This is a genomic window from Shewanella sp. BJSY2023SW007 (assembly GCF_047314525.1).
Lineage (GTDB): Bacteria > Pseudomonadota > Gammaproteobacteria > Enterobacterales > Shewanellaceae > Shewanella > Shewanella chilikensis.
This window is the reverse complement of record NZ_JBKORL010000020.1, coordinates 17,470-43,654: the sequence shown is the minus strand read 5'-3', so window position 1 is coordinate 43,654 and position 26,185 is coordinate 17,470. Positions and strand designations below refer to the sequence as shown.

Here is a 26,185-nt window from a genome sequence, read left to right as displayed (position 1 = left end):
GTTGCATAAAAAAATCCGATGACATGGGGTCATCGGATTTTGATCCTTTCAGTGAGATCGTCAAGCGATCTGTCTTAACTGATCGGCATTACGCCATTGGCGCCTTTTCCATATCCATCTCTACTTAAACCTAAGCTTGAGCAAGACTTAGGTTCAATAAAACTGTACATCGGAAACCCGGGTCAACCGGACACCATCAACCACCATCTGCCAGTCGCTTCCGACCCTGTGTGGCGGCTCTGATACTTCAAAACGACTGGAGAGAAAACCTATCCCCACTTCAAAGTCGTTACCGTCAAACTTTTGGATACCACCACTTATCGAGGTGCTGCTGTTGCCATCATAGCGCTGATACTCTACAGAGCCGTCGTGCTGAATAAGCAGATACATGTCAGCACTCTGCCACTCACCGGCATATTCTGCCTTGTCCAGTGGCAAGGGCTGACCGCAGCCGCCAAGGAGCCAAGCAAAAGCCAACACCAGCAAATATCTGAGCCTGGAAGATAACTCTCTTAAATTACTGACTTTTGACAGGCTAACAGAGTACGGAATTACCGCTGAGCCATACATGACAAGACTCCTTTTATCAGATCCGGAATAGATTAGTGACGAAAACCGCTGGCGAAAAAGGTATTTCCACAGACAGGGCAAGACATTCTAATAGGCAGGGGCTGTAATCCAAGCAAAATCATGGTGCCAAACCCGAGCGGCACTGTTAGCCAGTTGGCAATAAAACCGAAATCGATGCAGGCCTCAGCGATACGACCATTTGCGCTCTGATATGAACATGTCGGACATTGACAGGCATTGTAATGCTTGATGATGCGCTCGAATCTCATAAAAGGCTCCTCCCTGAATCATACAGCTTATTCATCGACAACTATTACAGCAGCAATAGAACAGCCCAATAAAAACCAATAACTTACTCTTTTCAAACCAAGCTACCCTAAAGCCAATAACAGTGCAAGCCAGCCTAAAGGACTAAAATTGTTGATTTTGTTGCCAATAAAAACACCGGAGCAAAGAAAAGGCTACCTCGGGTAGCCTTATTCATTCTGGTTAAATGCTCACAGCGCCGCGATGGCTTCCTGGCATAGTCTGGTGATCCTGGCCCAGTCGCCCTGCTCCATCGCTTCTACCGGAGCTATCCAACTGCCACCGATACAATCGACATTCCCCAGCGCCAGGTAGTCTTTATAGCTGCTCGGAGTGATCCCGCCAGTTGGGCAGAAACGGACATCGGCCAGCGGGCCGCTGAAGGCTTTGAGCGCATTGACCCCGCCAGAAGCCTCGGCCGGGAAGAACTTGAAGTGGGTATAGCCCAGACCCAGCCCCACCATGACTTCGGAGATACTGGCCACCCCCGGAATAAGTGGGATCTTACCGGCTTTACCCGCCTTGAGCAGTTCCACTGTCGCCCCTGGGGTGATGGCAAACTGAGCGCCGGCCTCTGCAGCCTGCGCCAATTGCGCTTCATTCAGTATGGTGCCGGCGCCGACCAAGGCTTCCGGCACCTCGGTTGCAATCCGTGCTATGGCCTCAAGGGCACAATCGGTGCGCAAGGTCACTTCCAGTACCCGAATGCCACCGGCAACCAGGGCCTTGGCCAGGGGCACCGCATGTTCAATCTTGTTGATAACCATTACCGGAATGATCGGGCTCAGTTTAAATATGTCCTGAGGTTGCAAGGACCAGTTATTCTCAAGCATGTACTTTATTCCTTAATGATTAGTAATAGTCATCTATGGCACTGGTACTGCGAGCACCGGTTTCAGGACTGCTGAGATTGGCCCGCAGCGCACCGAACAGCTCACGACCCATGCCGTAACGCACACTTCTCAATTCCACTTTATCGGCACTTCTTGCGGACAGTTGCTGCTCATCGACAAGCAGACTGAGTTCGCCCTTTTCGGCATCGACCCGCACCAAATCACCGCTGTGCACCTTGGCTATCATACCGCCATCGAGCGCTTCCGGCGTCAGATGGATGGCCGCAGGCACCTTGCCTGAGGCTCCTGACATACGGCCATCGGTCACCAGGGCAACTTTAAAGCCCCTGTCCTGCAAGGTCCCGAGAATAGGCGTCAGCTTATGCAGCTCAGGCATACCGTTGGCCTTGGGACCTTGCCCCTTGACCACCACCACGCAGTCCTTATCCAGTTGACCACTGGTAAAAAGCTCATTGAGCTGATTCTGATCGTCGATAACCACAGCCGGAGCTTCCACCACTCTATGTTGCTCCTGAACCGCAGAAACCTTAATAACCGCCCGGCCCAGATTGCCCTTTAGCAGTTTAAGACCGCCGTTGCTCTGAAACGGCTTGGCCACTGAGGTCAGCACTTCGCTGTCCAGACTCTCGGTCGGGCCATCCACCCAACTGAGCTCGCCATTAAGTAACTTGGGCTCCTTGGTGTAACGCTCAAGACCAAAGCCAGCCACTGTGTTGACGTCTTGATGTAGTAAACCAGCATCCAGCAACTGCCGCACCAGATAAGCCATCCCCCCGGCAGCATGAAAATGGTTGATGTCGGCATGACCGTTGGGATATACCCTGGCCAGCAGCGGCACCACATCCGACAGTTCAGAGAAATCGTCCCAGTTGACTATGATGCCCGCCGCCCGGGCCGCCGCCACTATGTGCATGGTGAGATTGGTCGAGCCACCGGTGGCGAGCAGAGCCACTATGCCGTTGACTATCGACTTTTCACAAACCAGTTCACCTATCGGGCTGTATTGGTTGCCAAGTTCAGTCAGACGGCACACCTGTTTGGCGGCCGCCTTATTGAGCGCCTCACGCAAAGGGTCGTCCGGATTGACAAATGAGGAGCCGGGTAACTGCAGCCCCATGACTTCCAGCATCAACTGGTTGCTGTTGGCCGTACCGTAGAAGGTACAGGTACCCGCGCTGTGATAGGACTTAGATTCGGCTTCGAGCAAGGCGGTTCTATCGACCTTTCCTTCAGCAAACTGCTGGCGAATACGGGCTTTTTCCTTATTGGGGATCCCGGATTTCATCGGTCCCGCCGGCACAAACAACATGGGTAGATGACCAAAGCTCAGGGCGCCAATCAGTAGCCCAGGGACTATCTTGTCACAAATACCCAGCAGCAGGGCACCATCAAACATATTGTGGGACAGACCAACAGCGGTAGCCATGGCAATCACTTCACGGCTCAGCAAGCTGAGCTCCATCCCAGGTTGGCCTTGGGTGACACCGTCACACATGGCCGGTACACCGCCTGCCACCTGGGCAACGCTGCCCACTTCATTGCAGGCCTGTTTCAATAATTCAGGATAGTGTTCGTAAGGTTGGTGCGCCGAAAGCATGTCATTGAATGCTGTCACTATGCCTATATTAGCCTTGGTCAGCTGGCGCAGGCTGTCTTTATCGGCCGGCTGACATGCAGCAAACCCATGGGCCAGATTGCCGCAGCTCAAGCTGCTGCGGTGCACGCCCTTGGCTCTGGCTTCGGCCAATGCCGCCAGGTACTTACCCCTGTGATCTTGGCTGCGGGCAATAATCCTGTCTGTTACGGCTTGAACTCTTGGGTGCATCTTGCCTCCTTAAGCGCTCCAGAACACATCGACCGGGGTCTTATGCTGCGCCAACACGGCGCGGATCGGCATTTCCCTGGGATCGTCACTCTCGAGAGCTTGGTGATATACGGAAAGTTTGGTTTCGCCGACCAGATGCAGATAAATCTGGCGGCTGCCGAGCACGGCTTTACGGCTCAGGCTGATCCTGGCGTGAGGCGCATTGCCCGGATGCACAGCGCACAGCAGTGCATCGGTTTCCAGCGCCTCGGTCAGTTGTTCTTCAGGGGCGCAGGGAAACCAAGAGCAGGTATGGCCATCATTACCCATTCCCAACACCACCACATCGAAAGGCCTCGGGAAGTTGGCCAACTGCTCTGTGGCCATACTCAAGCCCGCTTCAGGAGTGGCAAACATATTCTTCAGGCCGCGGAACTTGGCGCTGGCGGCGCGATTTTGCAGTAGATGCTCGCGCACCAGGCGCTCGTTGGAGTCCTTGTCTTCGGCATCCACCCAGCGCTCGTCGGCGAGCGTTATGTAAACATCGCTCCAGTCGATCATTTTATGGCTGAGCTCAGCAAACAGTTTCAGCGGCGTCGAGCCACCGGAAACCACCAGACTGGCCTTGCCGCGGTTATCTATCGCGTTTTGCAACGCGCCGGCAATACGTTCGGCCAACTGGGCCTCCAGCGCAGTGGGGTTGTCGAAAGACTTGAATACAGTTTCTTTAATCATGCTGTCTCCTTATTCATCCCAGGAGCGACCGTCTTTGGTGATCAAGGCCACTGAGGCCACAGGCCCCCAGGTACCGGCAGGATAAGGCTTGGGTTTTTCGTTGCTCATCTCCCAGGACTGAATAATGCCATCGACCCAAGTCCAAGCCTGCTCCACTTCGTCGCGGCGTACAAACAATGCCTGATTACCCAGCATAGCTTCAAGCAACAAACGTTCATAAGCATCGGCGATACGTTCGTTCTTGAAGGTGTCGGAGAAGCTCAAATCCAGCTTGGTGGTTTGCAGTCGCTGTTTCTGCTCAAGCCCGGGCACCTTATTCATCATCTGGATCTCCACCCCTTCATGCGGTTGCAAACGTATGGTCAACTTATTGGGCGGCAGATTGCGATGGCTTGAACGATACAGGTTATGGGGTGGATTCTTGAAATAGATGACAATTTCAGAACTCTTGAACGGCATACGTTTACCGCTGCGCAGATAGAAAGGCACCCCGGCCCAGCGCCAATTGTCGATATCGACACGCAAGGCGACAAAGGTTTCTGTGTTGGAATCCACGTTGGCGCCCTCTTCCTCCAGATAACCGGGAACCGGCGATCCTTTGAGGAACCCGGCCGAATACTGGCCGCGCACAGTGTTTTCAAATACATTGTCCTGATTGATGGGACGCAGCGACTTGAGCACCTTCACCTTCTCATCACGAATGCTATCGGCATCCAGATTCACCGGAGGATCCATGGCAATCAAGGTCAGCACCTGCAATAAGTGGTTCTGGATCATGTCGCGCATCTGGCCGGCTTTGTCGAAATAACCCCAGCGTCCTTCAATACCCACCTCTTCGGCCACAGTGATCTGTACATGATCTATGGTGCGGTTATCCCACTTGGAGGCAAACAGTGAGTTGGCAAAACGCAAAGCAATCAAGTTCTGTACTGTTTCTTTACCCAGATAGTGGTCGATACGATAGACCTGACTCTCACTGAAGTAGGCAGAAACCTGGTCATTGATCACTCTGGATGACTGCAAATCTGAGCCTATGGGCTTTTCCAGCACCACCCGGGTATCGGGATGGATCAGTTGTTGTTCATGCAGGCAACGGCAGATATCACCGAAAATAGCCGGAGGCGTAGCAAAATAGTTGACCATCACCCGCTTGGCAGGTTCGAGCAGTTGGTGGAAGGCTTTGTATCCTTCAGATTCGGTAAAGTTGGTACCGACATAATGACAACGTTCGAGGAAGCGGGAAAGCGTGGTGTCGCACAGGGGTTCTTTAACAAAGGTGCTCAGAGCCGTTTTAACCAGTTCGCGAAAATCTTCGGCAGAGAATTCATCTTTGGCAACACCTATGACCTTGGTGTCCCGATTGAGCAGACCGGCCTTATCCAGCTGGTAGAGCGAAGGCAACAATTTGCGCCTTGCCAAGTCGCCCTTGGTACCAAAGAGTACAAAATCACAAGCTTTGGCCTCTGATGTTGTTTTGCCCATTGCTTAATGCTCTCCTTTTGTCGGTGGTGGTTCCACTATGCGATGAAGAATTCCACACTTTTGTTGTAATATAACAACAGTATTTATTAAATGCATCTATAATTTGCAAATAAAGCCTTGAGGCCAGTCTAGGCAGGTTTGGCAATAATCTGGTATGCTTTTCCTGCTTAAAACCTTCTTATCTCGGAAGTTAGCCTGTTTTCATTCCGGTATATACAGGACTTACGTCAAGATTGGTTTGCACCCTACTTTGTAGTGCTCAGGCCTCAAAGAAATAATAAAATTACATAATTTCAACCCAGCGGACGTACGCGTATGAATACCCTAGAAAAGGTTCAAAAAAACCTCCCCCATTTCAGCAAGTCAGAACGCAAAGTAGCCGAAGTTATCCTGGCATCACCCCAGACAGCTATTCATTCAAGCATAGCAACTCTGGCCAAGATGGCGGATGTCAGCGAGCCTACAGTCAACCGCTTCTGTCGTCGTTTGGATACCAAAGGTTTCCCGGATTTTAAATTACATCTGGCCCAAAGTCTCGCAAATGGTACCCCTTACGTCAGTCGTCACGTTGAGGAAGATGATACACCCGAGTCTTACACCACCAAGATCTTCGAATCTTCCATGGCTTCTCTGGATACTGCACGCCAGAGCATAGATACCACGGCCATCAACAAGGCGGTAGACATACTGACTCAAGCGAAAAAGATCTCTTTCTTCGGTCTTGGCGCCTCTGCCTCAGTGGCACACGATGCCCAGAACAAGTTCTTCCGCTTTAATGTACCGGTTTTATGTTTCGATGATGTGTTGATGCAACGCATGAGCTGTATCAATAGTGATGAAGGCGATGTAGTGGTGCTGATTTCCCACACAGGCCGCACCAAGTCTTTGATCGATATAGCAAGATTGGCCAGAGAAAACGGCGCTGCCGTGATAGGTATTACCGCGCGTCACTCGCCGCTGTCGCAGGAATGTACCCTGCCGGTTACCATGGAAGTGCCGGAGGACACAGATATGTACCTGCCTATGGCCTCTCGTTTGGCTCAGTTGGTGATTATTGATGTGCTGGCGACCGGGTTTACCCTGCGCCGGGGCCCACGCTTCAGGGAAAGTCTCAAGCGGGTCAAGGAAGTTTTGAAGGAATCCCGCATAGATAAGAGCGAACCACTGTAATCCCCTTTCCCGTAAGCACCTGGGCAGTTACCAAAATTGGCAACTGCCCAAGCCACGCCTAAAATTAGCCGTAACTCACAAAAATAAAACTTTGAGTTAGATCATTTTGTCTGTAAGTTTCCTACATATTGAGCCGATGTCTGTTAATATAGCGTAAGATTTTTTAAAACTTAAACGGAGTATATTATGTTCCGCAGAACCAAGATCGTTACCACGCTGGGCCCAGCCACAGATCGTGATGATAACCTGCGTCGTATCATAGCAGCAGGTGCCAACGTTGTTCGCCTCAACTTCTCCCACGGTTCCCCAGAAGATCACCTAAAACGCGCCAGCCAAGCCCGCAGCATTGCGAAAGAGCTTGGTGTACACGTTGCCATCCTCGGCGATCTCCAGGGTCCGAAAATCCGTGTTTCCACCTTCAAGGACAATAAGAAAGTCCAACTCAAGCTTGGCCAGCCATTCATTCTGGATGCCGAGCTGGGTAAAGGCGAAGGCGACGAAACCCAGGTGGGTATCGATTACAAGGAACTGCCGGACGATGTGGTTGTCGGTGATATCCTGATGCTGGACGATGGCCGGGTACAACTGAAAGTCGAAAAGGTAGAAGGCCGTAAGGTACATACCAGCGTGACTGTTGCCGGTCCCCTGTCCAACAACAAGGGGATCAACAAGAAAGGCGGTGGTCTGTCTGCTGCTGCACTGACAGATAAAGACAAGCAGGACATCATCACTGCGGCACAAATTCAGGTGGACTACCTGGCCGTTTCCTTCCCCCGCAGCGGTGCCGATCTTAACTATGCCCGCGAACTGGCGCAAAAGGCCGGCAGCAACGCCCTGATAGTATCCAAGGTAGAGCGCGCCGAAGCCGTAGCTTCCGATGAAGCGATGGACGATGTAATCCTCGCCTCCGATGCCGTCATGGTTGCCCGCGGCGACCTGGGGGTAGAAATCGGCGATCCGGCTCTGGTGGCCGTGCAGAAAAAACTGATCAGCCGCTCGCGTCAGCTCAATAAGGTGGTGATCACCGCAACCCAGATGATGGAGTCTATGATCAGCAGCCCTATGCCGACCCGCGCCGAAGTCATGGACGTGGCCAACGCCGTACTCGACGGTACAGACGCCGTAATGCTTTCGGCCGAGACCGCCGCCGGGGATTATCCTGAAGAAACGGTTCAGGCCATGGCCAGGGTTTGTCTTGGCGCCGAAGCACATCCCAGTGTGCGGGTATCCAAGCACCGTCTGGATGAAAGCTTCAGCTCCATAGAAGAAACCATAGCGCTGTCTACCATGTATGCTGCCAACCATTTGCAGGGTGTCAAGGCGATTATCGCCCTGACAGAATCCGGGGCGACGCCCAAGTTGATGTCACGGATAAGCTCGGCGCTGCCTATCTTCGCCCTCGCCCGTCATCAGCCCACTTTGGCCAAGATGGCGCTCTATCGGGGTGTCTATCCGGTTGAGTTTGACTCTACCGTTTATGCCGCCGATGAACTGGCGAAAAAGGCCCTTGAAAGCCTCAAGGCCAAGGGATACCTGGAGAGTGGTGACATGGTGCTCATGACCAAGGGTGATGCCATGGAAACCGTAGGTGGCACCAATACCTGCAAGGTGTTGATCGTCGCCTAATGGCTTGCCAATAGCGCTAAGCTGATAACAAAACAGAAAAGGTACGCCGAGGCGTACCTTTTTTATTTCTACTGCTTTTGTTCTGTTTCAGGCTTGGTGATTTTGTTTACATCAGAGCTAAGCCCACCTGGGACAGGCTTACCAAACTGAAATTCAGATACCAATCAATCTCAATTACAGCGTTTCAAAATCATCGACATTGATTGCCGCCAACCGCAGTTTATCGGCCTCAAGCAACTGCTCATACTCGGCTTTACTGATAACCTCAGCGTCCAATGCCGCCTGATACAGAGATAGCGGTGCCAGCTTGGCAGACAAACGACCATCCTTTTGCGCCTTTCTCAGTTTGCCGTGCAGTTCACGGCACTGATATTGAGCCTTGAATGCCGCTTCCACCTCGGCAATACCACTGGTGTCGCCGTCAAATTCAGGACAGAGGAAGGTCAGCCTGTCGCGGGCCGGACCCGGTTTAAGCATGCTCTTGACCAGTTCAATGGACTGGCTGTCTTTCGGGCCGTTGAAGTGATTCCCCAGCGGGAATACCAGCACACGCATGACCCAGGCAACCGGACGATTGGGGAAGTTGGCTATCGCCTGCTCAAGCGCCTTGGCAGCCAGTTGCAATCGGGTATCCATCACATGTTTGACTATCGGCAGATCGTCAAACTGGCGGCCATTGTCTTCAAACAGTTTCAATGTGGCCGAGCCCAGATACAGCTGACTGAGAACGTCACCGAGTCTGGCCGAAATCATCTCCTTGCGCTTGAGATCGCCGCCCAAGATAAGCATCGATAAGTCGGTCACCAGCGCCAGCGCCTTGGACAGACGGGCCATCTGCTTGTAATAGTCGCGGGTATCGCCACTCACGGGTGAGCGCTCAAAATAGCTACGGCTGAGGGCGTTACCCAAAGAGCCGAAGGCGTTACGCAGCGCATAACCAATGTGGCCCATCAGCAAGGAGTCGAAACGCTCCAGCGCTTCACTGTTGTCTTCCATGCCGGCAGCTTCCATCTCGGCCAGTACATAAGGATGACAGCGGGTCGCGCCCTGACCGAAGATCATCAAACTACGGGTCAGGATGTTGGCCCCTTCCACTGTGATGGAGATTGGGTTGGCCATATAGCCATGAGCCAGATAATTTTTTGGCCCCATCTGAATACCCTTGCCGGACTGAATATCCATGGCATCGTTCATCACCTGACGGCCAAGCTCTGTCATGTGATATTTGGCAATCGCGGTCACCACAGATGGCTTAACCTTGAGATCTATGCCTGTGGTTGTCAGACGACGAGCCGCTTCCAGCTGATAGGTGTTGGCAATGATCCTTGCCAGCGCTTCCTGAACCCCTTCAAACTGACCTATGGCCATGCCGAACTGCTTACGCACATAGCTGTAAGCGGTTGTAGTCTTGGTAGCCATATGCCCTGATGCCGTCGCCAGCGCCGGCAGTGAAATACCACGCCCGGCAGAGAGGCACTCCACCAGCATACGCCAGCCGCGGCCGGCGTATTGTGGGCCACCTATGATCCAATCCAGCGGAATAAACACCTCTTCCCCTTGAGTGGTACCATTCATAAAGGCCATATTGAGCGGGTTGTGACGACGACCAATTTTCACGCCGGGATGATCGGTTGGGATCAGGGCGCAGGTGATCCCCAAGTTAACCTTGTCACCCAACAGCCCGTCTGGGTCACGCATCTGAAATGCCAGCCCCAGCACAGTGGCCACTGGAGCCAGAGTGATGTAACGCTTGTTCCAGTTTAGCTTCAGCCCCAGAGTTTCCTCGCCTTCGAACTCACCGCGGCAGACTATCCCTTCATCGGGAATGGCACCGGCATCCGAGCCGGCTTCGGGGCCGGTCAGGGCAAAACAAGGGATCTCTTCCCCTTTTGCCAAGGCCGGCAACCAATGCTCTTTCTGCTCCTTGGTACCATAATGAGTCAGCAGCTCACCCGGACCGAGTGAGTTGGGTACCATCACAGTCACAGCGGCGCTGACACTGCGGCTCGCCAACTTACTGACTATGGTGGAGTTGGCATAGGCAGAAAACTCACGGCCACCGTATTTTTTCGGGATGATCAGCGCGAAGAAGCCTTCTTTCTTGAAGTACTCCCACAGCTCGGGCGGTAAGTCCTTGCGGTTGTTGACTATGTCATAGTCATCAATCATTTTTAGCGCCGTCATCACCTGATGGTCGATAAAATCTTTCTCATCGGCACTCAGCGCCGGTTTACCATAGGCATGCAGGCTTTCCCAGTTGGGTTTCCCACGAAACAGCTCGGCTTCCCACCACACATCACCGGCCTCCATCGCTTCGCGCTCTGTATCCGAAAGCGGTGGTAGCACCTTGCGAAAGAAGGCCAATACCGGCCGGGTCACAAACTGCAGGCGTATATTGCGCACAAAGAACAGCGCTATCAGGGCAACTATTATTAAGAGGATAATGCTCATAACCAGACCTTTATTCTGCTTGAGAAACCAACGGCACAGCCACACCGGCAGCCATGTAAGGGATCACCTTGCGGATCACTGCCTCTATATCATTATGTTCACCAAAGTCGGCTTCGGCTATCTCGTTGAGCGCATCGGCTGAGGCCATGGTGAAAACTATGGTTCCCAGGGTAAAGTGCAAGCGCCAGAACATTTCTGCCGGTGGAATGTGAGGTGCACTGCCAGACACAGCCTGAACAAACTGATCCAGATGCTTGCCATAATGAGTGGTAATAAACCAGCGCAAGTGCCCCTGACTTTCGATATAGCCACGACCAAGCAGTTGCAGAAAAATACTGGTTCCTTCGTTGCGAACTTTGTTAAGTTCCAGCAACGGCCCCACCAAAGAGGAGAAAATAGCATCCAAAGAGGCCTGTTTATCCCGGCCGATAAGCTCATTAATGGCGTTTGACGCCGACGGCATAAAAACATCCAGGTAACGTGCCAAAACCGCCCGGATGAGCTCTTTTTTTGAACCAAAATGGTAGTTTACAGATGCAAGATTCACTTCTGCTTTGCTGGTAATAAGCCTGAGGGAGGTTTCTGAAAACCCCCGCTCGGCAAACAGCTTCTCCGCGGCATCGAGAATTCTTGTCTTGGTATCAGATCGACTTGCCATTCCGTGACCTTAGTTAATTTAAAACACTCGTTTAAATTAAACATTGGTTACACTTATGTCAAACGAAATCTCGGCTACGGTCAAGGCAGATAATCTGCCGCCACAGACAGCTCAGCGAAAGCCCGCTCCTTTGTGGTTGGTCTCGCGGGATTCAAGCCGTTTCGCTGCTGATTTAGGCAACATCACATAGAGGGCGCCATAGCCGCCATGTTCGCGCTGAGCGCTGTGAAACGCTTGCACTTCATCTATCTGCGACAACCAGAAGTTGACACAGGACTTGATAAGCCCAGGAAACGGCTTACGATTCTGCCCTTTGCCATGTATCACCAGCACGCAGCGGTGGCCCAAAGCCACTTGAGCCTGAATGAAACCGAGCAGATAATCTCTGGCCTGTCGCACCGACATGGCATGAATATCCAGCTCGGCGGCTATCTTGTATTTGCCGAGACGTAAATTCTTGAATACCGCCTCCTGGATCCCCTGCTGCTTGTAACTGAGCATATCATCGGGTTTCACTCTGGGGATCAGCGCTAAATCCAAGGTCAGACGCTGCAGATACTCATGGGCTTCGGCGGCGGCTTTGCGTGCCTGTTTTGACTCACTGGAAAGAGGTTTCGCTCTGGTCACTGCCTGAGGTTGCTGTTTGAGCGGCACCACATCGGCCATTTCTTGCATAAAAAGTGTCAGATCATCTGCTTTCATGATGCGACTCCTCCAACTTATGACGTGGTTTACACACTTTGTAAAGAAATCAATCTTCTGTTACCAAAGGGCTTCTATTATAGTGAGGTCAGATGAGCCTGCTTAGATGATTTTAATGAAATTCTTAACCCTATTGCTCGTTTGCCTGATTTCTGTGCTTCAGCCCCTCAAGGCTACCGAATTACAGGATAAAGACCAAGCAGCCCTTAATCGTGTCTATGTCATGTTCAACCGGGCATTTAAAGAACTTAACTCCGCCCCTCTGGAAAACATATACGCCGAGGATGCCACTTATATTCCTGAACAGCAAAGCCTTGCCATAGTTCAGGGACGTGAAAACGTACTCAAACTATATCAAAAGTTCTTTGACCGCATCCGCCATAAACAAGCCAGAATAGATGTAGATTTTCGGGTCGTTCAACGTCAGACGCACGGCAAGAGCGCCACCGACATAGGCTATTACCTGGTGCGTTTTCACCCGCCGAAAGACACAGAAGAACCCATGAGCGAGTTTGCCGGTAAAATCGTTATAGTCAGCCACAAAGATAAAAAAGGTAACTGGTTGGTGGATGTTGATACCAGCAACCGCGCCGAGCCTGAGCATTATTTCAACGCTAAACCCCAACCTAACCTGTATTATGGCGAGCAATTTGCCCCTGTGCCCCCTGCCAGCGATCTCCCATCCAATGTTGAAATTGAAATAGTTCATGCCAAGTAATTGGCAGTACTTGAGCGTGTGCCCTGTAGATACAAGGGCGCTATCGTTTTGGTTGCAATAACAAAGACGAGTTGCCTTGTTCACTTCTCTTGCTGAAGTTCACGACAAGTAAAAGGAATTATGAGTCAGATGACACCATCCAAATTATTGAACGATTACAAATGGTTCAATCGCACCTTTACCGGCAAATACGCTAATCTGGATTTAGGGAGCGAAATCACATTGCCCATCTCTTTGAGCTTTTTCGCTCTGCCCTGGAGAAAAGAGCTGCCGCTACTTTTGAGCCTAGTTCCCGTTATAATGCTGGCCACACTGCTGGCATCATTTATGGGAAAGGGTCATTTGCTGCTCCCTGCCTGCAGCGCCATCTGGTTTTTAATATATATCCAGGTACGTAAAAGCCGGATACTGACTCAGTTAGGCGTGAAAAGCAGTGCCAAAGACGAGCGGCAGATAAGGATAAACCAAACCCATATTTTCCTGCCTCAATATCTCACAGGAACAACAATCGCTATTGCCAAAGAGGATATCGCAAGTCTGGTGTTCCACTGGGTGGACTATCATGACAGTCATCAGCTTGAGCGAAAACGAGCTCACGCCGCGACAGTTAAGCAGAAAAACGGCCGTGAGTACCATCTCTCGGGTATGGCATATCCTTTAAGAAGCCTGCTTTACCTTGCTATCTTCTTTGGCTACCCAGTAACACTGCTCCAAACTCCCCCTAAAGCAGAAGGCCTTATCCGTTTTGCCACCTTACTCGCAATCAGTGTGCTCACACTTAATGTTGTCATGCTTTTTGTCATCAGTTGAGTGAAATCCGGTACAGTTAACCAACGCCTTTTTAAAGCAATGACGCCCATAACGTACTCAAAGCAGATCTGATGCCAGGCTTTATCAAAATCATCAGCGATTGGAGCAGCAACAAATTATCGTCTGTGTCGACAACGAATCCAGCGTCTGCGTTGCTCTTGAGAAAAGAGTCACCTAAGAACTGAGTATCAAAGGTTTACAGCAATATAAGAATAGCGAAAGAGAGGGTGTCCCACAAAATTCATGCGGTTGACAATTCAGTGAAAGATATAACGGAAAATGTAAAGTTGAAGCGATTGCCTGCGGATATAAAAAAACCGCGCTTTCCTTACACTTCTTTTTGTAGTGTAGGCTCGCGCGGTTGATTACTATATCGCTCGGGTTACCCCGAAAAGCGATTAGCCGATAACAGAAACGTTTTCAGCTTGAGGACCTTTTTGGCCCTGAGTAACAGTGAAGGATACTTTCTGACCTTCGTCCAGAGTCTTGAAGCCGTCAGAGTTGATGGCGCGGAAGTGTACAAACACGTCTGGACCAGACTCTTGCTCGATGAAACCGAAACCTTTGTCAGAGTTGAACCACTTAACTACACCAGTTACTTGTGACATGATATAAATCCTGTAAATAAAACTATCTTTTAAGCCTTAACGGCGGTGGAGCTGAAAATGCCGGTATTACTTATGTTTACAGGACGAACTGGTCGTATTGAAGACATAAAAATAAGCCCAACTTTCAAGCTAAGAAGACTATAAATCATTCTGTAGATAAGTCAACAAACTTAATTGACCCTCTTGAGGTTTTTTTTACTTAAATTTCTAGGATTTGCCGTAACAAGTTGAAACCTATCTTATAGTTCTAGCTCTTATGTATTACGTTGGTAAATTTGAATGTGGAAATCCAGTTCACAACTCAAACCTTCTGCCTGCAATCTGTGCTTTTGTTCAGCGCTGAGCTTCCAGGCGTAGGGAGTCATTTCCAGAAAATCATTGCAAACCTGTCCGGCCGGCAGAACCAGCGGCCACTGCAGTCTCTCATCATGCAGCAAGCTAAAACCTGGTAGCTCTGCCTTGGTCAGCTCATGCTCTCTTGGCTCACTATAGATGATCTCTTTTAACTGAAAGTGATGTCTTGGGCCTGGGGATACACAAATGAAAATGCCGCCGGGCTTACACACCCGTGCCAATTCCTGATCTTTTGATGGTGCATAAATACGCAACATAAGATCAAAGGTTGCATCGGCAAAAGGCATGTCGTAGGCGCTGGCTACACAAAAGCGCATCTGTGGATGTGCCTTGGCGGCGTAGCGAATCGCAGTTCTGGAAATATCCAAACCATAGAGTTCGCCACCAATGGCTTGTTGCAAACGTTGGCTGTAGTAGCCCTCACCGCAACCCAGATCCAAAATATCGGGTTGTGTCTTACCATATTCCAACGCCAGTTCGTTAACCCTGTTGCTGAGAGCCTGATAATAGCCGGCATTTAAAAAACTGCGCCTGGCCTGCATCATCTGCTTGTTGTCACCGGGATCACGAGAGTTTTTCTTCTGTACAGGCAACAAGTTGACATAACCTTCTTTGGCTTTATCAAAGCTGTGGTTTTGGCTACAACGCCATTGTTTTCCATCCTGTACCAACTCGCTGCGGCACAGGGGACAAATATAAGACATGTATTACTTCCATCAGAATTGGGTCTAAGTGCCCAGGTGATTTTACTCTTCGTCGGTCAACTGCCTGACCATGACATTGAGCTCAGGTGATGACAACTGCTCATAACACTCCAGCATACGCCTGAGCTTTTCTTCAGCAATATCTTGGTTGGCACTCAAACGGTAACTTGGACGTTCAAGTGACTGATTATAACATCGCAGCAGCCATTGGCGTTTCTGCGCCAGACCGGTAAGCAGATGCCATACTTCATTGAGCAGGCCTTCGGGTAACTCAGTTCTCAGCGCTTGCTGGTAAGCTTCCAGCCGGATCCTTGCCCTGGTGACTTCATTGAGCTGTAGCGCCAGTTTTTCACTGCTGGCCTGATAATCTTGAGGTTCAGCTAAAGCGGCCTTGGCGAGAATGATCTCTCTTGCCTCCTGGGACAAACGTAAATCTTGTTCCAAAGGCAGTAGTTCGAATCTACTGGTTTGCAACAAACAGAGAAATGTCTGTCCTGGCCAAAAATCGACACATATTCCTTGCCTCAGAGCAGCAATACAACTTGAAGTACTGGTCCCAACTTCACAGTAGAGTCTAAAGCCCTGACCTGCGGTGCGCGACACTCCACCCTTCCTGACGGATTCCAAAGGCAGCAATTGTTTGGTCAGAAAAGGTTGCAGCCTCAAAATAAACTGCCCCAGCGAAGCTTTGTCTTCTCCTTCAAGCATTACCCACTCAAGCAGTGGCGAACGCAAAGCCTCCGACAACACAAAATCACTGACACTCTCCGGCAAGCTGAGGCACAACCTGGTCGGCATAGAAAGATTGACTATGGTGGGCGAACTGAAAAACTGACTATGCATCTGCATCCCTTAGGGTCATCCGAACCTCTTTGTCGTCCCTGTCGGCAGGCACATATTGTACCCAGAGGCCATCGATTCACCAAGGGCGGCTTTTAACCGAAATACCAGCGATAATGCCAGCAAAATCCCATTCCCGGAAAAAAATGTTAAGATAAGCTTTTGTCTGAAGAGCAAAAGTCATCAGTATGAGTCAAGCCCAACCTCAGCCTTCCATATTTTGGCATGATTATGAAACATTCGGCGCCAATCCGGCGAAAGACAGGCCGGCGCAGTTTGCCGGGATACGTACCGACCTGGAGCTGAACATCATTGGTGAGCCCGAGACCTTTTACTGCCAGATAGCCAGCGATTACCTGCCCTCACCCGAGGCGATTCTCATCACAGGGATCACCCCACAACTGGCCAATGGCAAAGGGCTGCCGGAAACCGAATTTATGGGGCGGATCAATGCCCTGTTCAGCCAAGCCAATACCTGCGTCGCCGGCTACAACTCGCTGCGATTTGATGATGAGGTCAGCCGGTATGGTTTTTACCGAAACTTTATCGATCCCTATGCCAGAGAATGGCAGCAAGGCAATTCCCGCTGGGATATTATCGATCTGGTTCGGGCCTGCTATGCCCTGCGCCCGGACGGGATCAACTGGCCAACCAAAGAGGATGGCTCTCCCAGTTTTAAGCTCGAACATCTGACCCAGGCCAACGGACTCGGCCATGAAAAGGCTCACGATGCCATGTCAGATGTATATGCCACCATAGCCTTGGCCAAACTGATCAAAGAGAAACAACCAAGACTGTTTGACTACTATTTCAAACTCAGACGCAAGCAGGCAGTCTCAGAGCAAATCGATGTACTCAATATGCAACCTTTGGTGCATATCAGCTCCAAAATCCCGGCGACTCAGGGCTGTGCCACTCTCATAGCCCCTGTGGCCCATCATCCGGAGAACAAGAATGCCATTGTCTGCGTTAACCTGCATATGGATATCAGTCCGCTGATTGAATTGGATGTAGACAGCATTCGCGAGCGGCTCTATACGCCAAGAAGCGAATTGGCAGAAGATGAATTACCCATACCTGTCAAACAGGTGCATATCAATAAGTGCCCCTTTATTGCCACCGCCAAGACACTGACCGATGAAGCCGCCAAGCGGATTGGATTTGACAAGGCCTTTGCCCGCGAGCAATACAAGCGCCTGCGCCAGCATCCGCAGATCCGCTCCAAGCTGGCAAGCCTGTTTGATACCCCAAGGGACAACCAAAGTACAGATCCGGATCTTATGCTCTACAGCAGAGGATTCTTCTCTCCCGCGGATAAGGCCAAGATGGAGATGATCCGCCATACCGCCCCCGATAACCTGGCGGCGCTGGATCTCAGCTTTGACGACCCCAGACTCAAGGAGATGTTGTTTCGCTACCGCGCCCGCAACTATCCTTCGACACTTACGGACAAAGAAACACTGCGCTGGCATGAATTCTGCCAGCAAAGGCTCAACGATCCGGATTATGTCATTCGCTTGGAAAATCTGTTGGAAGAAACTGCCGAAAATGAAAGTCACCAGCGACTTCTCAAGGCTCTGGTGCAATACTTACAGGCGCTTTAACGGAATTTTGCGAAGCCAGTCCCGTTTCCACTGTAACTTCCTGACTAAACTGGATAACCATTAGCTTAACATTTAACAAGGAATGGCCAATGCAAGACAGATTTGTAAACAGCCTGAACCAGTTGCCCAAAGCACTTGCCGAGCAATTGGTGCCACTGCTCAACGATGAGTTCGCCGGTCATCTGGATGCACAGCAGCTGAGTGAGTTGGCCAAGGCCAGCGGCCTTGGTGATGATGAGTTACTGCTGGCGCTCTTGCCTATTGCTGCGGCACTGGCCAATCCGCCAATCAGTGAGTTCTATGTCGGCGCCATCGCCAAAGGCAAGAGCGGTGATATCTATATGGGTGCCAATATCGAACTGCCGGGTGAAGCCTTGTGCCACTCGGTTCACGCCGAGCAAAGCGCCATCAGTCATGCCTGGCTGAGCGGTGAAAGCCAGGTAGTCGATATCATAGTCAACGAGAGTCCCTGCGGCCACTGCCGTCAGTTTATGAATGAGTTAGTGGCCGGGCAAGAGATCCGTATTCACCTGCCCAAACAGCCTACAGCGCCTTTGAGTCATTACCTGCCCTACGCCTTTGGCCCCAAAGATCTCAATGTCACTACGCCTTTGCTAAGTAAACAACAGGTAAACCTGGCGCTTGAGAGCTCCGATCCTATGGTGATTGAGGCGCTGGATCACGCCAGCCTCAGCTATGCCCCGTACAGCAAGAGTCATTGTGCGGTAGTACTGGAAACGGCTGATGGCGCCACCTTCTGTGGCCGTTACGCCGAAAACGCTGCCTTTAACCCCTCTATGATGCCGATGCAGATGGCACTGTCGACTCTGCTGCGCCATAACCGCAGCTTCAGCGAAATAAAACGGGCATTGCTGCTGGAATCGGCCGATGGCAAAATCTCACTGGTGGGAGCCAGCATGGACGCCCTGCACGCAGTGGCGCCTGTAGAGTTGGAACATATAGTGGTTAGCCCCGAGCCCAACTGATACTTGGCTCACAATCCCCCAAAAGAGCAGTGTTGACTGTTCTTTTGGCGGGGCTGAAAAAGAAACCGAGATTCAACAGGCACTGAATCAAGGAACTGATAACTATTTTTATCGCTACGCCTTATGATCTCAGTTTTTATCTTCCCCCAAGATAAGCTTTAAATCCTCATCATCCCGACATGCTGAGTCCGAGCTTGAGTTTCGCTGCCACTGAGTTAAACTGCCTGCCGTTTCAAGCTTATATAGAGGATACTTATGTTTGTTATTCGTTGGATCCTGGGACGGATCATTTTGCTGCTCAATTTTGTTTTCTCCCCCAAGAGTATTAAACGTCAACCCGAACAGCAGGCGGATATCGATGAACAATGTCGTACCCTAAGCCTGTATCAATATCCGGCCTGCCCTTTTTGTGTCAAGGTAAGGCGCGCCATGAAGCGACACGGCTTGAATATTACGACTCTGGATGCCAAACAAGAGCCACACAGAAGTGAACTGCAAAACCGAGGCGGTACCATGAAAGTTCCTTGTTTGAAAATTGAGCAAGCCGGCGAAGTCACATGGATGTATGAGTCCAACGACATCATAGCTTATCTTAATCAGCGTTTCGGTTAACAAACCTCGACCTACCGGTACCAAAGGTAGGTCATGCTTGTTGCAGCTGTTATTCCTGTGTATTGTCCTCAAGTAGATAACTGCTAATCAGGGACTGAGAGAATGACAGCTGAACCCACCCCACGGAGTATCGAGCCAGATTTGGCTCATCACGAACAATCCCCTGACGCCAAAGCGCCGGCACAGACATCAATTCCAGAATCCAGCTATCCCATTTACGTCGGGTTTTGGGAGCGGCTTGCAGCAACCCTGCTGGACTCTCTCATGCTGATGTGCATCACAGTGCCACTGACCCTATATGTCTATGGTATCGACCCTATCATGACGGGCAATACCTTGATTAAAGGACCACTTGATCTGCTGATCAATTACCTATTGCCTGTAGTTCTGGTCATCTTATTTTGGCGTTATAAGTCGGCGACTCCGGGGAAAATGGCCTTAAGAGCCATCATAGTCGATGCCGACACTTTACAAAAACCATCAAGCGCCAGCCTGATAATACGTTACCTGGGTTATATTCCCTCAACTCTGCTATTTGGCCTGGGTTATATCTGGGTGGCCTTCGATCCCCGTAAACAAAGCTGGCATGACAAACTGGCGGGTACCCTAGTGATCCGCGCCCCCAAGGATTAGAAACGCTCAATAAGGGAAGAATGCAGGCTATCTTTGGCGCCAGAGATAGACCCGGTCCGAGTAATCGTAGAGCCACTCGGGCCGATAAACCACCAACAGCGTCACTGCCATGCCGTTAAGCAAGGCTTCAGGGAACCCCAGCAGCGGAATAAGCAGCAGATAATTATCCACCAGATAAGCTGCGCCGTAATCCATATCAAACCATAGATAAACGGCCCATGCCAGGATATGACTCACCACAGAAAGACCTGCATTAAAAAAACCTGCTACGAAAATAAAAACGAATAAATGCTTGGGTAATTTATGATAGCTCAAACTGTGTACTGTCAATGCCAACAGTAGTGGCAGACAAACACCAAACAACATCATGGGCCCCAACATCCAAGGCTGGTGACAGACAAACAGGCAAAAGAAACTCACCGGCAGCAGCATCAATACGGACGCCAAACGCCAGCCAAATATCAGCATCAGGGTCACTAAGGCCAGAAAATGTACATAAATACCTTCGGTTACACTGGCATTGAGCAGCCAAAGGCCATTAACAGCCAAGGTGCAAAACAACGCTCGCCATTGCAAGCTCTTGTCAGCCAGCAGTTGCTGCCAGTCCCATTGAGGCCAAATCCAGGCAAACCAACCTATGAGCACAAGCAAATAGAAGATATCAGCCAGATCCGGCTGCCACTGGATTTGATCCCAAAGAGGTTGAAGATACTCGAACATAATTGACCATCCAGTTATCAAACTAAAGGCGGTAAACGACGACGTTATGCTAACTTATCACGCAGTTAATGCAATTATGCTTATTCTGCAGTAAGTTAACGGTAGTTTGTATCTCAAAAAATAATAAGGATAACTGCCCCTGCTTATGCGCACGCTTTTTCTGTCATTACTGCCCCTACTGCTTTGTAGCTGCAGCTCAAAACCCAACATAGATCCGGCCGATTTTGCCGGTGCCATCAAAGACAGTTTCCAGACAGATATCAAAACTGATGGCTTGAAACTCTTCACCTATAAGGCGCGCTTGGTTGCGCCAGGAATAGACCGCAATGACAAGGACGGTGTCCCCGCTCCCCGTACGGCAAAGGAGATGCGCCAACAACTGGCTATCAGAGAAGCCCGGCTTGCCGTCTTTGAACAACAGCTGGTTCTTGGACTCAACAATACCCTCAAGATGAATCAGTACTGCCAAGAGGGCTTCTACGAACTCAGCCGCGTGCTTCATTCCAGTTGGGGAGAAATCCGCGGTGAATGCCACGATGGCGCCAGTGAAATGGACAGGATCCGCTTCAACAACAAGTAATTTTTTTGAATATGAGCTTCAAATTTGCTAGTTTTGCCGCAGTTTACTGCTTTAGGTGTATTTGAGATGGAACCCACAGGAATTATTCAGGAGATAGAAGAGCCGATTAGCCGCAGCAGGGTAAATCGTCAGTTGTTGTTGGCCACCAGCCTATCGGCACTGGTTGCTATGGCGTTATTGCTGTTTGGCAATCAATATGCTCACCTTTGGCAGGATCAAAGTGCACTGCAACTCAGTCTGTTTCGCCCTGGTTTTTTATTATTGATAGTCTCGGGGTTAATAGTAATCCCCACTAGTGTGATAGAGCTTATCAAGGCCGCCAAAACGCCGGATAGGCCACTGATGTTGGATATGGCGCTACTCAGTATAGGAGTCGCGGTTTCCATGAGCTATATCGGTGTCTTTATGACCCTGTTCCTCTAAGAAAATCCCTTTCGCCACAGTATCAAAACCTGCTACGAAGCAGGTTGAGCTTGTTGCCCGGCCGCGGGCAGGCTAAAATGCCAGCCCTTTGCCTATCCCAAGTGGGAAGTACCAGGAAATTTTGCATGAATAAGCGACAAAAACTGACCAAAAAACTGGCCAAGCGTGCCAAAGCCCGGGAAAACAAGAAAGAGATCCCCAATTCAGGTCCCGCCAAACAGGGTTACATATCCAAGGCTGAGCGCGCCAAAATCGCTGCCGCCGAGCAGGCAGAAAACAATACAGTTGAGCAGCCAGGTAACGGCGCAGCTGAAAACGCTACTGCCGCGACTTGCCAATCTGACGCCCAATAAAGCGTAGCCAAGTCCCTCCTCAGGAAATACTTCTTGCAAAGGGCTTGGGCCAATCACTACGAACCACACCTTGCACCCAGGCCTGTAAGTCGACGCCGACCACAGATAAGACTTGTTCGCCCCTTAGTAGTACCTGAGCAGTTCCCGCCATTAAGGCCTCTCCCGCTGGGGCGAGGTAGCCTGGGCACTGGCTATCGGCTCCAGTTCTTCAGTCATCTGCCCCATCTGGGTACAGGAAGACGACAATGGACTGCTGGAGGCCATGGAGAGTTCCTCCTCATCAAGCCTGTCGGCCTCAAGACCTTGCTGGCGGCCATTGGCGGCCACTCTGGCTACCAAGCGATAGGCGGTGATCACCGCCAGTACACCAAAGAGCACTGAACCCAGTGCCTGACCAATCAAGACCCCATATACCCCACCTAGCTCGGCTCCCAGATAAACAAATGGCAGCGTCCCGATAGTGGCCTTGCCCACATTGAAGGCGGTTGAATACTTGGCTTTACCCAGATTGTTGAATGAGGCGTTGGCTACAAACAGCGCGCCGTTGAACAGGAAAAACAGCGCCATATACTGGCAGAAGAAACGTACCAGCTCGGCAGAATCCCCGCGCATGTCGAATGCCAATACCAAAGGTTCGCGCAGCAGCCACAGCAACAATGACATCCCAAGCACATAGGCGATACAGAATTGCAGCGCCCTTGTCAGGCATTCGCTGAGCCTGTCATAGGCCCTGGCGCCATAATTCTGCCCTATGATGGGCCCTATGGCGCCGGAAAGCGCAAAGATCATTCCAAAGGCCACAGGGGTCAAACGCCCAACGACGGCCCAACCTGCCACAAAGCTGTCACCAAAGTCGGCAATCGCCCGGGTCACTACCGCATTGCCTATAGGGGTGGCCACATTGGTCAGCATGGCCGGCCCGGCGATGGCAAAAATGGCGCGTAGATCGCCGCGAAAGCTCGCAAGTTCGAAACGGCTCCAAAGGCCGTGTTTGATAAACACCCCTCTTGCCGCGATCAGCAGCACACTGAGGCGCGCCAATACCGAGGCGGTAGCCGCGCCTTCTATGCCCATGGCAAACAAGAAAATAAAAATGGGGTCAAATACGGCATTGACCGCGCCGCCTGCCAGGGTCGATAGCATGGAGAGCCTGGCATCACCCACGGCGCGCAGGGCACTGCCAAGTGCCATCGCCAAACAGATGACCGGCAGCGAAGGCACCAGAATATACAGATAATCGGCGGCCAGCTCGGCGGTATGTCCCCTGGCGCCCACCAGCGCCAGCAGTTCAGGGATCAGAGCCGTCACCACTATCGCCATCAGACTGGATACCAGCAGAGTTACCATGGCGGCATTCAGCAGCAAGCGCTTGGCCCCTTCTGTGTCTCTGGCACCTACGGCGCGGGACACCAGTGCCCCCAGCGCAATCGACAGGCCGATACCTATGGAAGTGGTAAAGAAAGAGATAGTACCGGCATAGCCCACGGCCGCCGCCAATTCCAGCTCTCCCAGCATGCTGAGGAAGAAAATATCCAGCAGATCCACCACAAACAGTGCCGAGATCCCAACGGCCGCAGTAGAGCTCATCACCAAAATGTGGCGCAGTATATTGCCTTCAACAAACTTAGCCTGAGTGACGGCTTGAGTGGCTGCCTTAGCAGATGATTGGTTGTTTGACACCCTAGTCCTTGTTTTCTTCCGGAGGTGGCTCCAGTTCACTGCCACAACGGTTACAGTAGAGAGCATGGTGATCATGCCCGGTTTTCAAGCAGTTGGCGCAGCGGCGCAGATCGCGGTTACGGCCCATCTCCTGGGAGATTTCGGCGGTGAGGATCCCTGTGGGGATGGCGATTATCGAGTAACCCAAGAGCATGGTAAACGCCGCTATCGCCTGGCCGAGTTCTGTCTTGGGAGTGATATCACCGTACCCTACTGTGGTAATGGTCACTATGGTCCAATAGACAGACTTGGGGATCGAGCTGAAGCCGTTGTCCGGGCCTTCGACCACATACATGATGGCGCTGAGCACCATAATGATAAGACTCACAGAGAAAAAGAAGATGAACACCTTGCGACTCGACTGCAGCATCGCCTTGAGCAGCAGATTCCCCTCACTCAAGTATCTGAGCAACTTGAGTACCCGAAAAACTCTGAACAACCGCAGAATACGGATCACCAGGGTAAAATTGGCCCCGGGGAAGAACAGCGCCAGATAACTGGGCAGGATACTGAGCAGATCCACTACACCGTAAAAACTGCGGGCATAACTCAAACGATTGCTGGAACAATAGAGCCGCAGCAGATATTCCAAAGTGAATACCAAGGTAAAGGTCCATTCCAGTGCCAGGATGATATGTCCGAAACGGGCATGGATATCGGCCACTGTATCGAGAAAAACCAAAGCAACACTGAGAATAATGCAGATGATCAAGCCGATATCAAACCAGCGGCCGGCGGGTGTTTCTGTACCAAAGATGATGATCCTGAGCTTACGCTTGAGCTCCGGCTCCGGCGGCGTATCTGTCACCTTATGTTGATTCATGCGCTAAGCTTCCCTTACTTTCCAACCAAACGGCACCTCAATCTTTACCCTTTCGGGTATTATGCATTCGAGTCTCTTGACGCCGCGCCCCAAAGGCAGGGGCGTAAGTCTGCCACGCATTGGCGAGTGTGCCAAATATTCTCTGGCTGACGCTCTGCGACTCTCGGCAACAATCTTGTTCAAGGGCTTCAAGAGCGCCCCCTTTATCAGTTATTATCCCGTCAAAATAACCATAATCAGAGCCAAGTGGTCATGGGCCCATCGTTTCGTCATATAGTTTATGCAATATTTCTGCTGGCGTTTGCCCAGTTGTACAGCCCCTTTGCCTCGGCACAGGTGGATTTGGTGCTGGTCAACAAGTCAGATTCACGTCTGAGCCTGATTAAGGCCGGTAAAGTCATCAAGGAATATCGCATCGCCTTGGGGGATATGCCCAAGGGCCACAAATATCAGGAAGGCGATCAACGCACTCCCGAGGGGCGCTATCTGCTGGACTACAAAAAAGCCGACAGCGCCTTTTACCGCTCAATTCACATCTCCTACCCCAATGACGAGGACAGACTCAGGGCCAAGGCGCTTGGGGTTAGCCCTGGCGGCCAAATCATGATCCACGGCCAAAATCCCCGCTCTGGATTAACTCCGGAAGAGGCGCAGCAGTTTAACTGGACCAACGGCTGTATTGCCCTCACCAATAAAGAGATGGATGAACTCTGGCAATTGATTGAGCCGGGCACGCCAATAGAAATTTGGCCCTGAAACAGGAATCAAATATGCAAAACCTTCAATCTCTGTCGCAGTTGTTGGCAGACTGGCAAGCCTTTGCCGACAAAATCATGCCCCTGATTAAGCGTCTCGGACTCGAGCGTTTAGGCGAGTGCGATCACGCCGCGCTTAGGGTCAACTCTGTCGCCGCGGCAGAAAAGCTCAAGGCCGAGTTTGCTCAATGTGGTGAAATTATCTCAGAAAATATCATCAACGGCCGCCCTATCCTGATCATACGATTGCAGCAGCCTCTGCTATTGGGTCAATGGCAAATTCCCTGTGTCGAGCTGCCATTCCCCGGCGATAAACACTATCCCGAAGAGGGATGGGAACATCTGGAGCTGGTTTTGCCCCGTGGCGCCCAAAGCTGTGATGAACTGGCTGAGCAACTGCGTACTCTCTGCCCCCGGACCCAAGCCACACTCGATGGCGACACGGATATTAAACTCAAGGCCAGCAGCCCCAAAGGCGAAGCCGAACGCTTGGCCAACCCGACGTTGGCGTTCAAGGCTGGCGGTGTCTGCGTCAAGGTGCACCCTCACAGCATTCAGGCCATCATCGCCAGCGAGCAGTAAGCG

At 51.2% G+C, this 26,185-nt stretch carries 29 protein-coding genes; 13 read left to right on the top strand and 16 right to left on the bottom strand.

The features are described from left to right. Positions 1-153 precede the first annotated feature (153 nt). The 6 genes from ACMHXE_RS04300 to zwf all read right to left on the bottom strand — a co-directional run bounded on the left by ACMHXE_RS04300 (position 154) and on the right by zwf (position 5,751). Positions 154-570 (bottom strand): hypothetical protein, encoded by a 417-nt coding sequence (locus ACMHXE_RS04300; RefSeq protein ID WP_224866330.1) that lies wholly within the window; start codon positions 568-570, stop codon positions 154-156. Between the two features lie 32 nt (positions 571-602). Continuing rightward, on the bottom strand, positions 603-839 hold the full coding sequence (locus tag ACMHXE_RS04295; protein WP_165565153.1) for a hypothetical protein: 237 nt from the start codon (positions 837-839) through the stop codon (positions 603-605). Between the two features lie 228 nt (positions 840-1,067). Beyond that, on the bottom strand, positions 1,068-1,709 hold the full coding sequence (locus ACMHXE_RS04290) for a bifunctional 4-hydroxy-2-oxoglutarate aldolase/2-dehydro-3-deoxy-phosphogluconate aldolase (RefSeq protein ID WP_165565154.1): 642 nt from the start codon (positions 1,707-1,709) through the stop codon (positions 1,068-1,070). A 19-nt stretch (positions 1,710-1,728) separates the two neighbouring features. After that, complete coding sequence (gene edd, locus ACMHXE_RS04285; RefSeq protein ID WP_234555752.1) at positions 1,729-3,555, bottom strand: phosphogluconate dehydratase; 1,827 nt, start codon at positions 3,553-3,555, stop codon at positions 1,729-1,731. A 9-nt stretch (positions 3,556-3,564) separates the two neighbouring features. Beyond that, entirely contained in the window at positions 3,565-4,269 is a 705-nt protein-coding gene (gene pgl / locus ACMHXE_RS04280) for a 6-phosphogluconolactonase (RefSeq protein WP_101054347.1), read from the bottom strand. 9 nt (positions 4,270-4,278) lie between these two features. Next, positions 4,279-5,751 (bottom strand): glucose-6-phosphate dehydrogenase, encoded by a 1,473-nt coding sequence (gene zwf / locus ACMHXE_RS04275; RefSeq protein ID WP_025010246.1) that lies wholly within the window; start codon positions 5,749-5,751, stop codon positions 4,279-4,281. Between the two features lie 315 nt (positions 5,752-6,066). Between zwf and ACMHXE_RS04270 the strand changes: the two genes are divergently transcribed. Both ACMHXE_RS04270 and pyk read left to right on the top strand, forming a co-directional pair. Further along, the gene (locus ACMHXE_RS04270; protein WP_028781506.1) at positions 6,067-6,921 is read left to right on the top strand and encodes a MurR/RpiR family transcriptional regulator; all 855 of its coding nucleotides are present in this window, start codon (positions 6,067-6,069) and stop codon (positions 6,919-6,921) included. 186 nt (positions 6,922-7,107) lie between these two features. Further along, entirely contained in the window at positions 7,108-8,547 is a 1,440-nt protein-coding gene (gene pyk / locus ACMHXE_RS04265) for a pyruvate kinase (protein ID WP_101054350.1), read from the top strand. Positions 8,548-8,721: 174 nt separating this feature from the next. Here the strand turns inward: pyk and ACMHXE_RS04260 are convergent, their stop codons facing one another. The 3 genes from ACMHXE_RS04260 to smrA form a co-directional block, all read right to left on the bottom strand. After that, on the bottom strand, positions 8,722-10,998 hold the full coding sequence (locus ACMHXE_RS04260; RefSeq protein ID WP_413731480.1) for an acyl-CoA dehydrogenase: 2,277 nt from the start codon (positions 10,996-10,998) through the stop codon (positions 8,722-8,724). Between the two features lie 10 nt (positions 10,999-11,008). After that, complete coding sequence (locus tag ACMHXE_RS04255) at positions 11,009-11,656, bottom strand: TetR/AcrR family transcriptional regulator (protein ID WP_101054355.1); 648 nt, start codon at positions 11,654-11,656, stop codon at positions 11,009-11,011. A 111-nt stretch (positions 11,657-11,767) separates the two neighbouring features. Beyond that, positions 11,768-12,358: a DNA endonuclease SmrA gene (gene smrA, locus ACMHXE_RS04250; protein ID WP_101054358.1), complete on the bottom strand. Its 591-nt coding sequence runs from the start codon at positions 12,356-12,358 to the stop codon at positions 11,768-11,770. Between the two features lie 115 nt (positions 12,359-12,473). On the opposite strand from smrA, the gene ACMHXE_RS04245 reads away from it, so the two are divergent. Then, the gene (locus tag ACMHXE_RS04245; protein ID WP_101054361.1) at positions 12,474-13,076 is read left to right on the top strand and encodes a YybH family protein; all 603 of its coding nucleotides are present in this window, start codon (positions 12,474-12,476) and stop codon (positions 13,074-13,076) included. 129 nt (positions 13,077-13,205) lie between these two features. Next, positions 13,206-13,886 carry a hypothetical protein gene (locus ACMHXE_RS04240; protein WP_413731477.1) on the top strand — a complete coding sequence of 227 codons (681 nt, stop codon included), beginning with the start codon at positions 13,206-13,208 and terminating at the stop codon, positions 13,884-13,886. Positions 13,887-14,284: 398 nt separating this feature from the next. Here ACMHXE_RS04240 and ACMHXE_RS04235 read toward each other — a convergent pair whose 3' ends face one another. From ACMHXE_RS04235 to ACMHXE_RS04225, 3 genes are all read right to left on the bottom strand, one after another. Beyond that, positions 14,285-14,494, bottom strand: coding sequence for a cold-shock protein (locus ACMHXE_RS04235; protein WP_025009607.1), 210 nt, complete (start codon positions 14,492-14,494; stop codon positions 14,285-14,287). 254 nt (positions 14,495-14,748) lie between these two features. After that, positions 14,749-15,552 (bottom strand): 23S rRNA (guanine(745)-N(1))-methyltransferase, encoded by an 804-nt coding sequence (rlmA, locus tag ACMHXE_RS04230; RefSeq protein WP_101054367.1) that lies wholly within the window; start codon positions 15,550-15,552, stop codon positions 14,749-14,751. Between the two features lie 42 nt (positions 15,553-15,594). Continuing rightward, positions 15,595-16,395 carry a hypothetical protein gene (locus ACMHXE_RS04225; RefSeq protein ID WP_146225964.1) on the bottom strand — a complete coding sequence of 267 codons (801 nt, stop codon included), beginning with the start codon at positions 16,393-16,395 and terminating at the stop codon, positions 15,595-15,597. 185 nt (positions 16,396-16,580) lie between these two features. On the opposite strand from ACMHXE_RS04225, the gene sbcB reads away from it, so the two are divergent. The 4 genes from sbcB (at position 16,581) to ACMHXE_RS04205 (ending at position 20,227) form a co-directional block, all read left to right on the top strand. Further along, on the top strand, positions 16,581-17,996 hold the full coding sequence (gene sbcB, locus ACMHXE_RS04220; protein ID WP_413731475.1) for an exodeoxyribonuclease I: 1,416 nt from the start codon (positions 16,581-16,583) through the stop codon (positions 17,994-17,996). An 89-nt stretch (positions 17,997-18,085) separates the two neighbouring features. Beyond that, on the top strand, positions 18,086-18,982 hold the full coding sequence (gene cdd, locus ACMHXE_RS04215; protein WP_045283753.1) for a cytidine deaminase: 897 nt from the start codon (positions 18,086-18,088) through the stop codon (positions 18,980-18,982). A 255-nt stretch (positions 18,983-19,237) separates the two neighbouring features. Then, the gene (locus ACMHXE_RS04210) at positions 19,238-19,594 is read left to right on the top strand and encodes a glutaredoxin family protein (RefSeq protein ID WP_101054496.1); all 357 of its coding nucleotides are present in this window, start codon (positions 19,238-19,240) and stop codon (positions 19,592-19,594) included. A 102-nt stretch (positions 19,595-19,696) separates the two neighbouring features. Continuing rightward, positions 19,697-20,227 (top strand): RDD family protein, encoded by a 531-nt coding sequence (locus tag ACMHXE_RS04205; RefSeq protein WP_101054499.1) that lies wholly within the window; start codon positions 19,697-19,699, stop codon positions 20,225-20,227. A gap of 27 nt (positions 20,228-20,254) precedes the next feature. Here ACMHXE_RS04205 and ACMHXE_RS04200 read toward each other — a convergent pair whose 3' ends face one another. After that, on the bottom strand, positions 20,255-20,947 hold the full coding sequence (locus ACMHXE_RS04200) for an energy-coupling factor ABC transporter permease (RefSeq protein ID WP_101054503.1): 693 nt from the start codon (positions 20,945-20,947) through the stop codon (positions 20,255-20,257). A 145-nt stretch (positions 20,948-21,092) separates the two neighbouring features. Here ACMHXE_RS04200 and ACMHXE_RS04195 point away from each other — a divergent pair, with 145 nt between their 5' ends. The 3 genes from ACMHXE_RS04195 to ACMHXE_RS04185 all read left to right on the top strand — a co-directional run bounded on the left by ACMHXE_RS04195 (position 21,093) and on the right by ACMHXE_RS04185 (position 22,303). Further along, positions 21,093-21,527, top strand: a complete 435-nt coding sequence (locus ACMHXE_RS04195; RefSeq protein WP_224866334.1) for a hypothetical protein — start codon at positions 21,093-21,095, stop codon at positions 21,525-21,527. Positions 21,528-21,593: 66 nt separating this feature from the next. Beyond that, positions 21,594-21,950, top strand: coding sequence for a hypothetical protein (locus ACMHXE_RS04190; protein WP_413731472.1), 357 nt, complete (start codon positions 21,594-21,596; stop codon positions 21,948-21,950). A 125-nt stretch (positions 21,951-22,075) separates the two neighbouring features. Then, positions 22,076-22,303: a DUF2986 domain-containing protein gene (locus ACMHXE_RS04185; RefSeq protein WP_101054512.1), complete on the top strand. Its 228-nt coding sequence runs from the start codon at positions 22,076-22,078 to the stop codon at positions 22,301-22,303. A gap of 19 nt (positions 22,304-22,322) precedes the next feature. Here the strand turns inward: ACMHXE_RS04185 and ACMHXE_RS04180 are convergent, their stop codons facing one another. From ACMHXE_RS04180 to ACMHXE_RS04170, 3 genes are all read right to left on the bottom strand, one after another. After that, positions 22,323-22,454: a hypothetical protein gene (locus ACMHXE_RS04180; protein ID WP_268249211.1), complete on the bottom strand. Its 132-nt coding sequence runs from the start codon at positions 22,452-22,454 to the stop codon at positions 22,323-22,325. Next, the gene (locus ACMHXE_RS04175; protein WP_226565088.1) at positions 22,454-23,890 is read right to left on the bottom strand and encodes an MATE family efflux transporter; all 1,437 of its coding nucleotides are present in this window, start codon (positions 23,888-23,890) and stop codon (positions 22,454-22,456) included. Before ACMHXE_RS04175 ends, ACMHXE_RS04180 begins: the two co-directional genes overlap by 1 nt. Positions 23,891-23,984: 94 nt before the next feature. Beyond that, on the bottom strand, positions 23,985-24,845 hold the full coding sequence (locus ACMHXE_RS04170; protein ID WP_101054519.1) for an ion transporter: 861 nt from the start codon (positions 24,843-24,845) through the stop codon (positions 23,985-23,987). 252 nt (positions 24,846-25,097) lie between these two features. On the opposite strand from ACMHXE_RS04170, the gene ACMHXE_RS04165 reads away from it, so the two are divergent. Then, positions 25,098-25,601, top strand: coding sequence for a L,D-transpeptidase family protein (locus ACMHXE_RS04165; protein WP_039035474.1), 504 nt, complete (start codon positions 25,098-25,100; stop codon positions 25,599-25,601). A 14-nt stretch (positions 25,602-25,615) separates the two neighbouring features. After that, positions 25,616-26,182, top strand: coding sequence for a VOC family protein (locus ACMHXE_RS04160; protein WP_052248229.1), 567 nt, complete (start codon positions 25,616-25,618; stop codon positions 26,180-26,182). Positions 26,183-26,185: the final 3 nt, after the last annotated feature.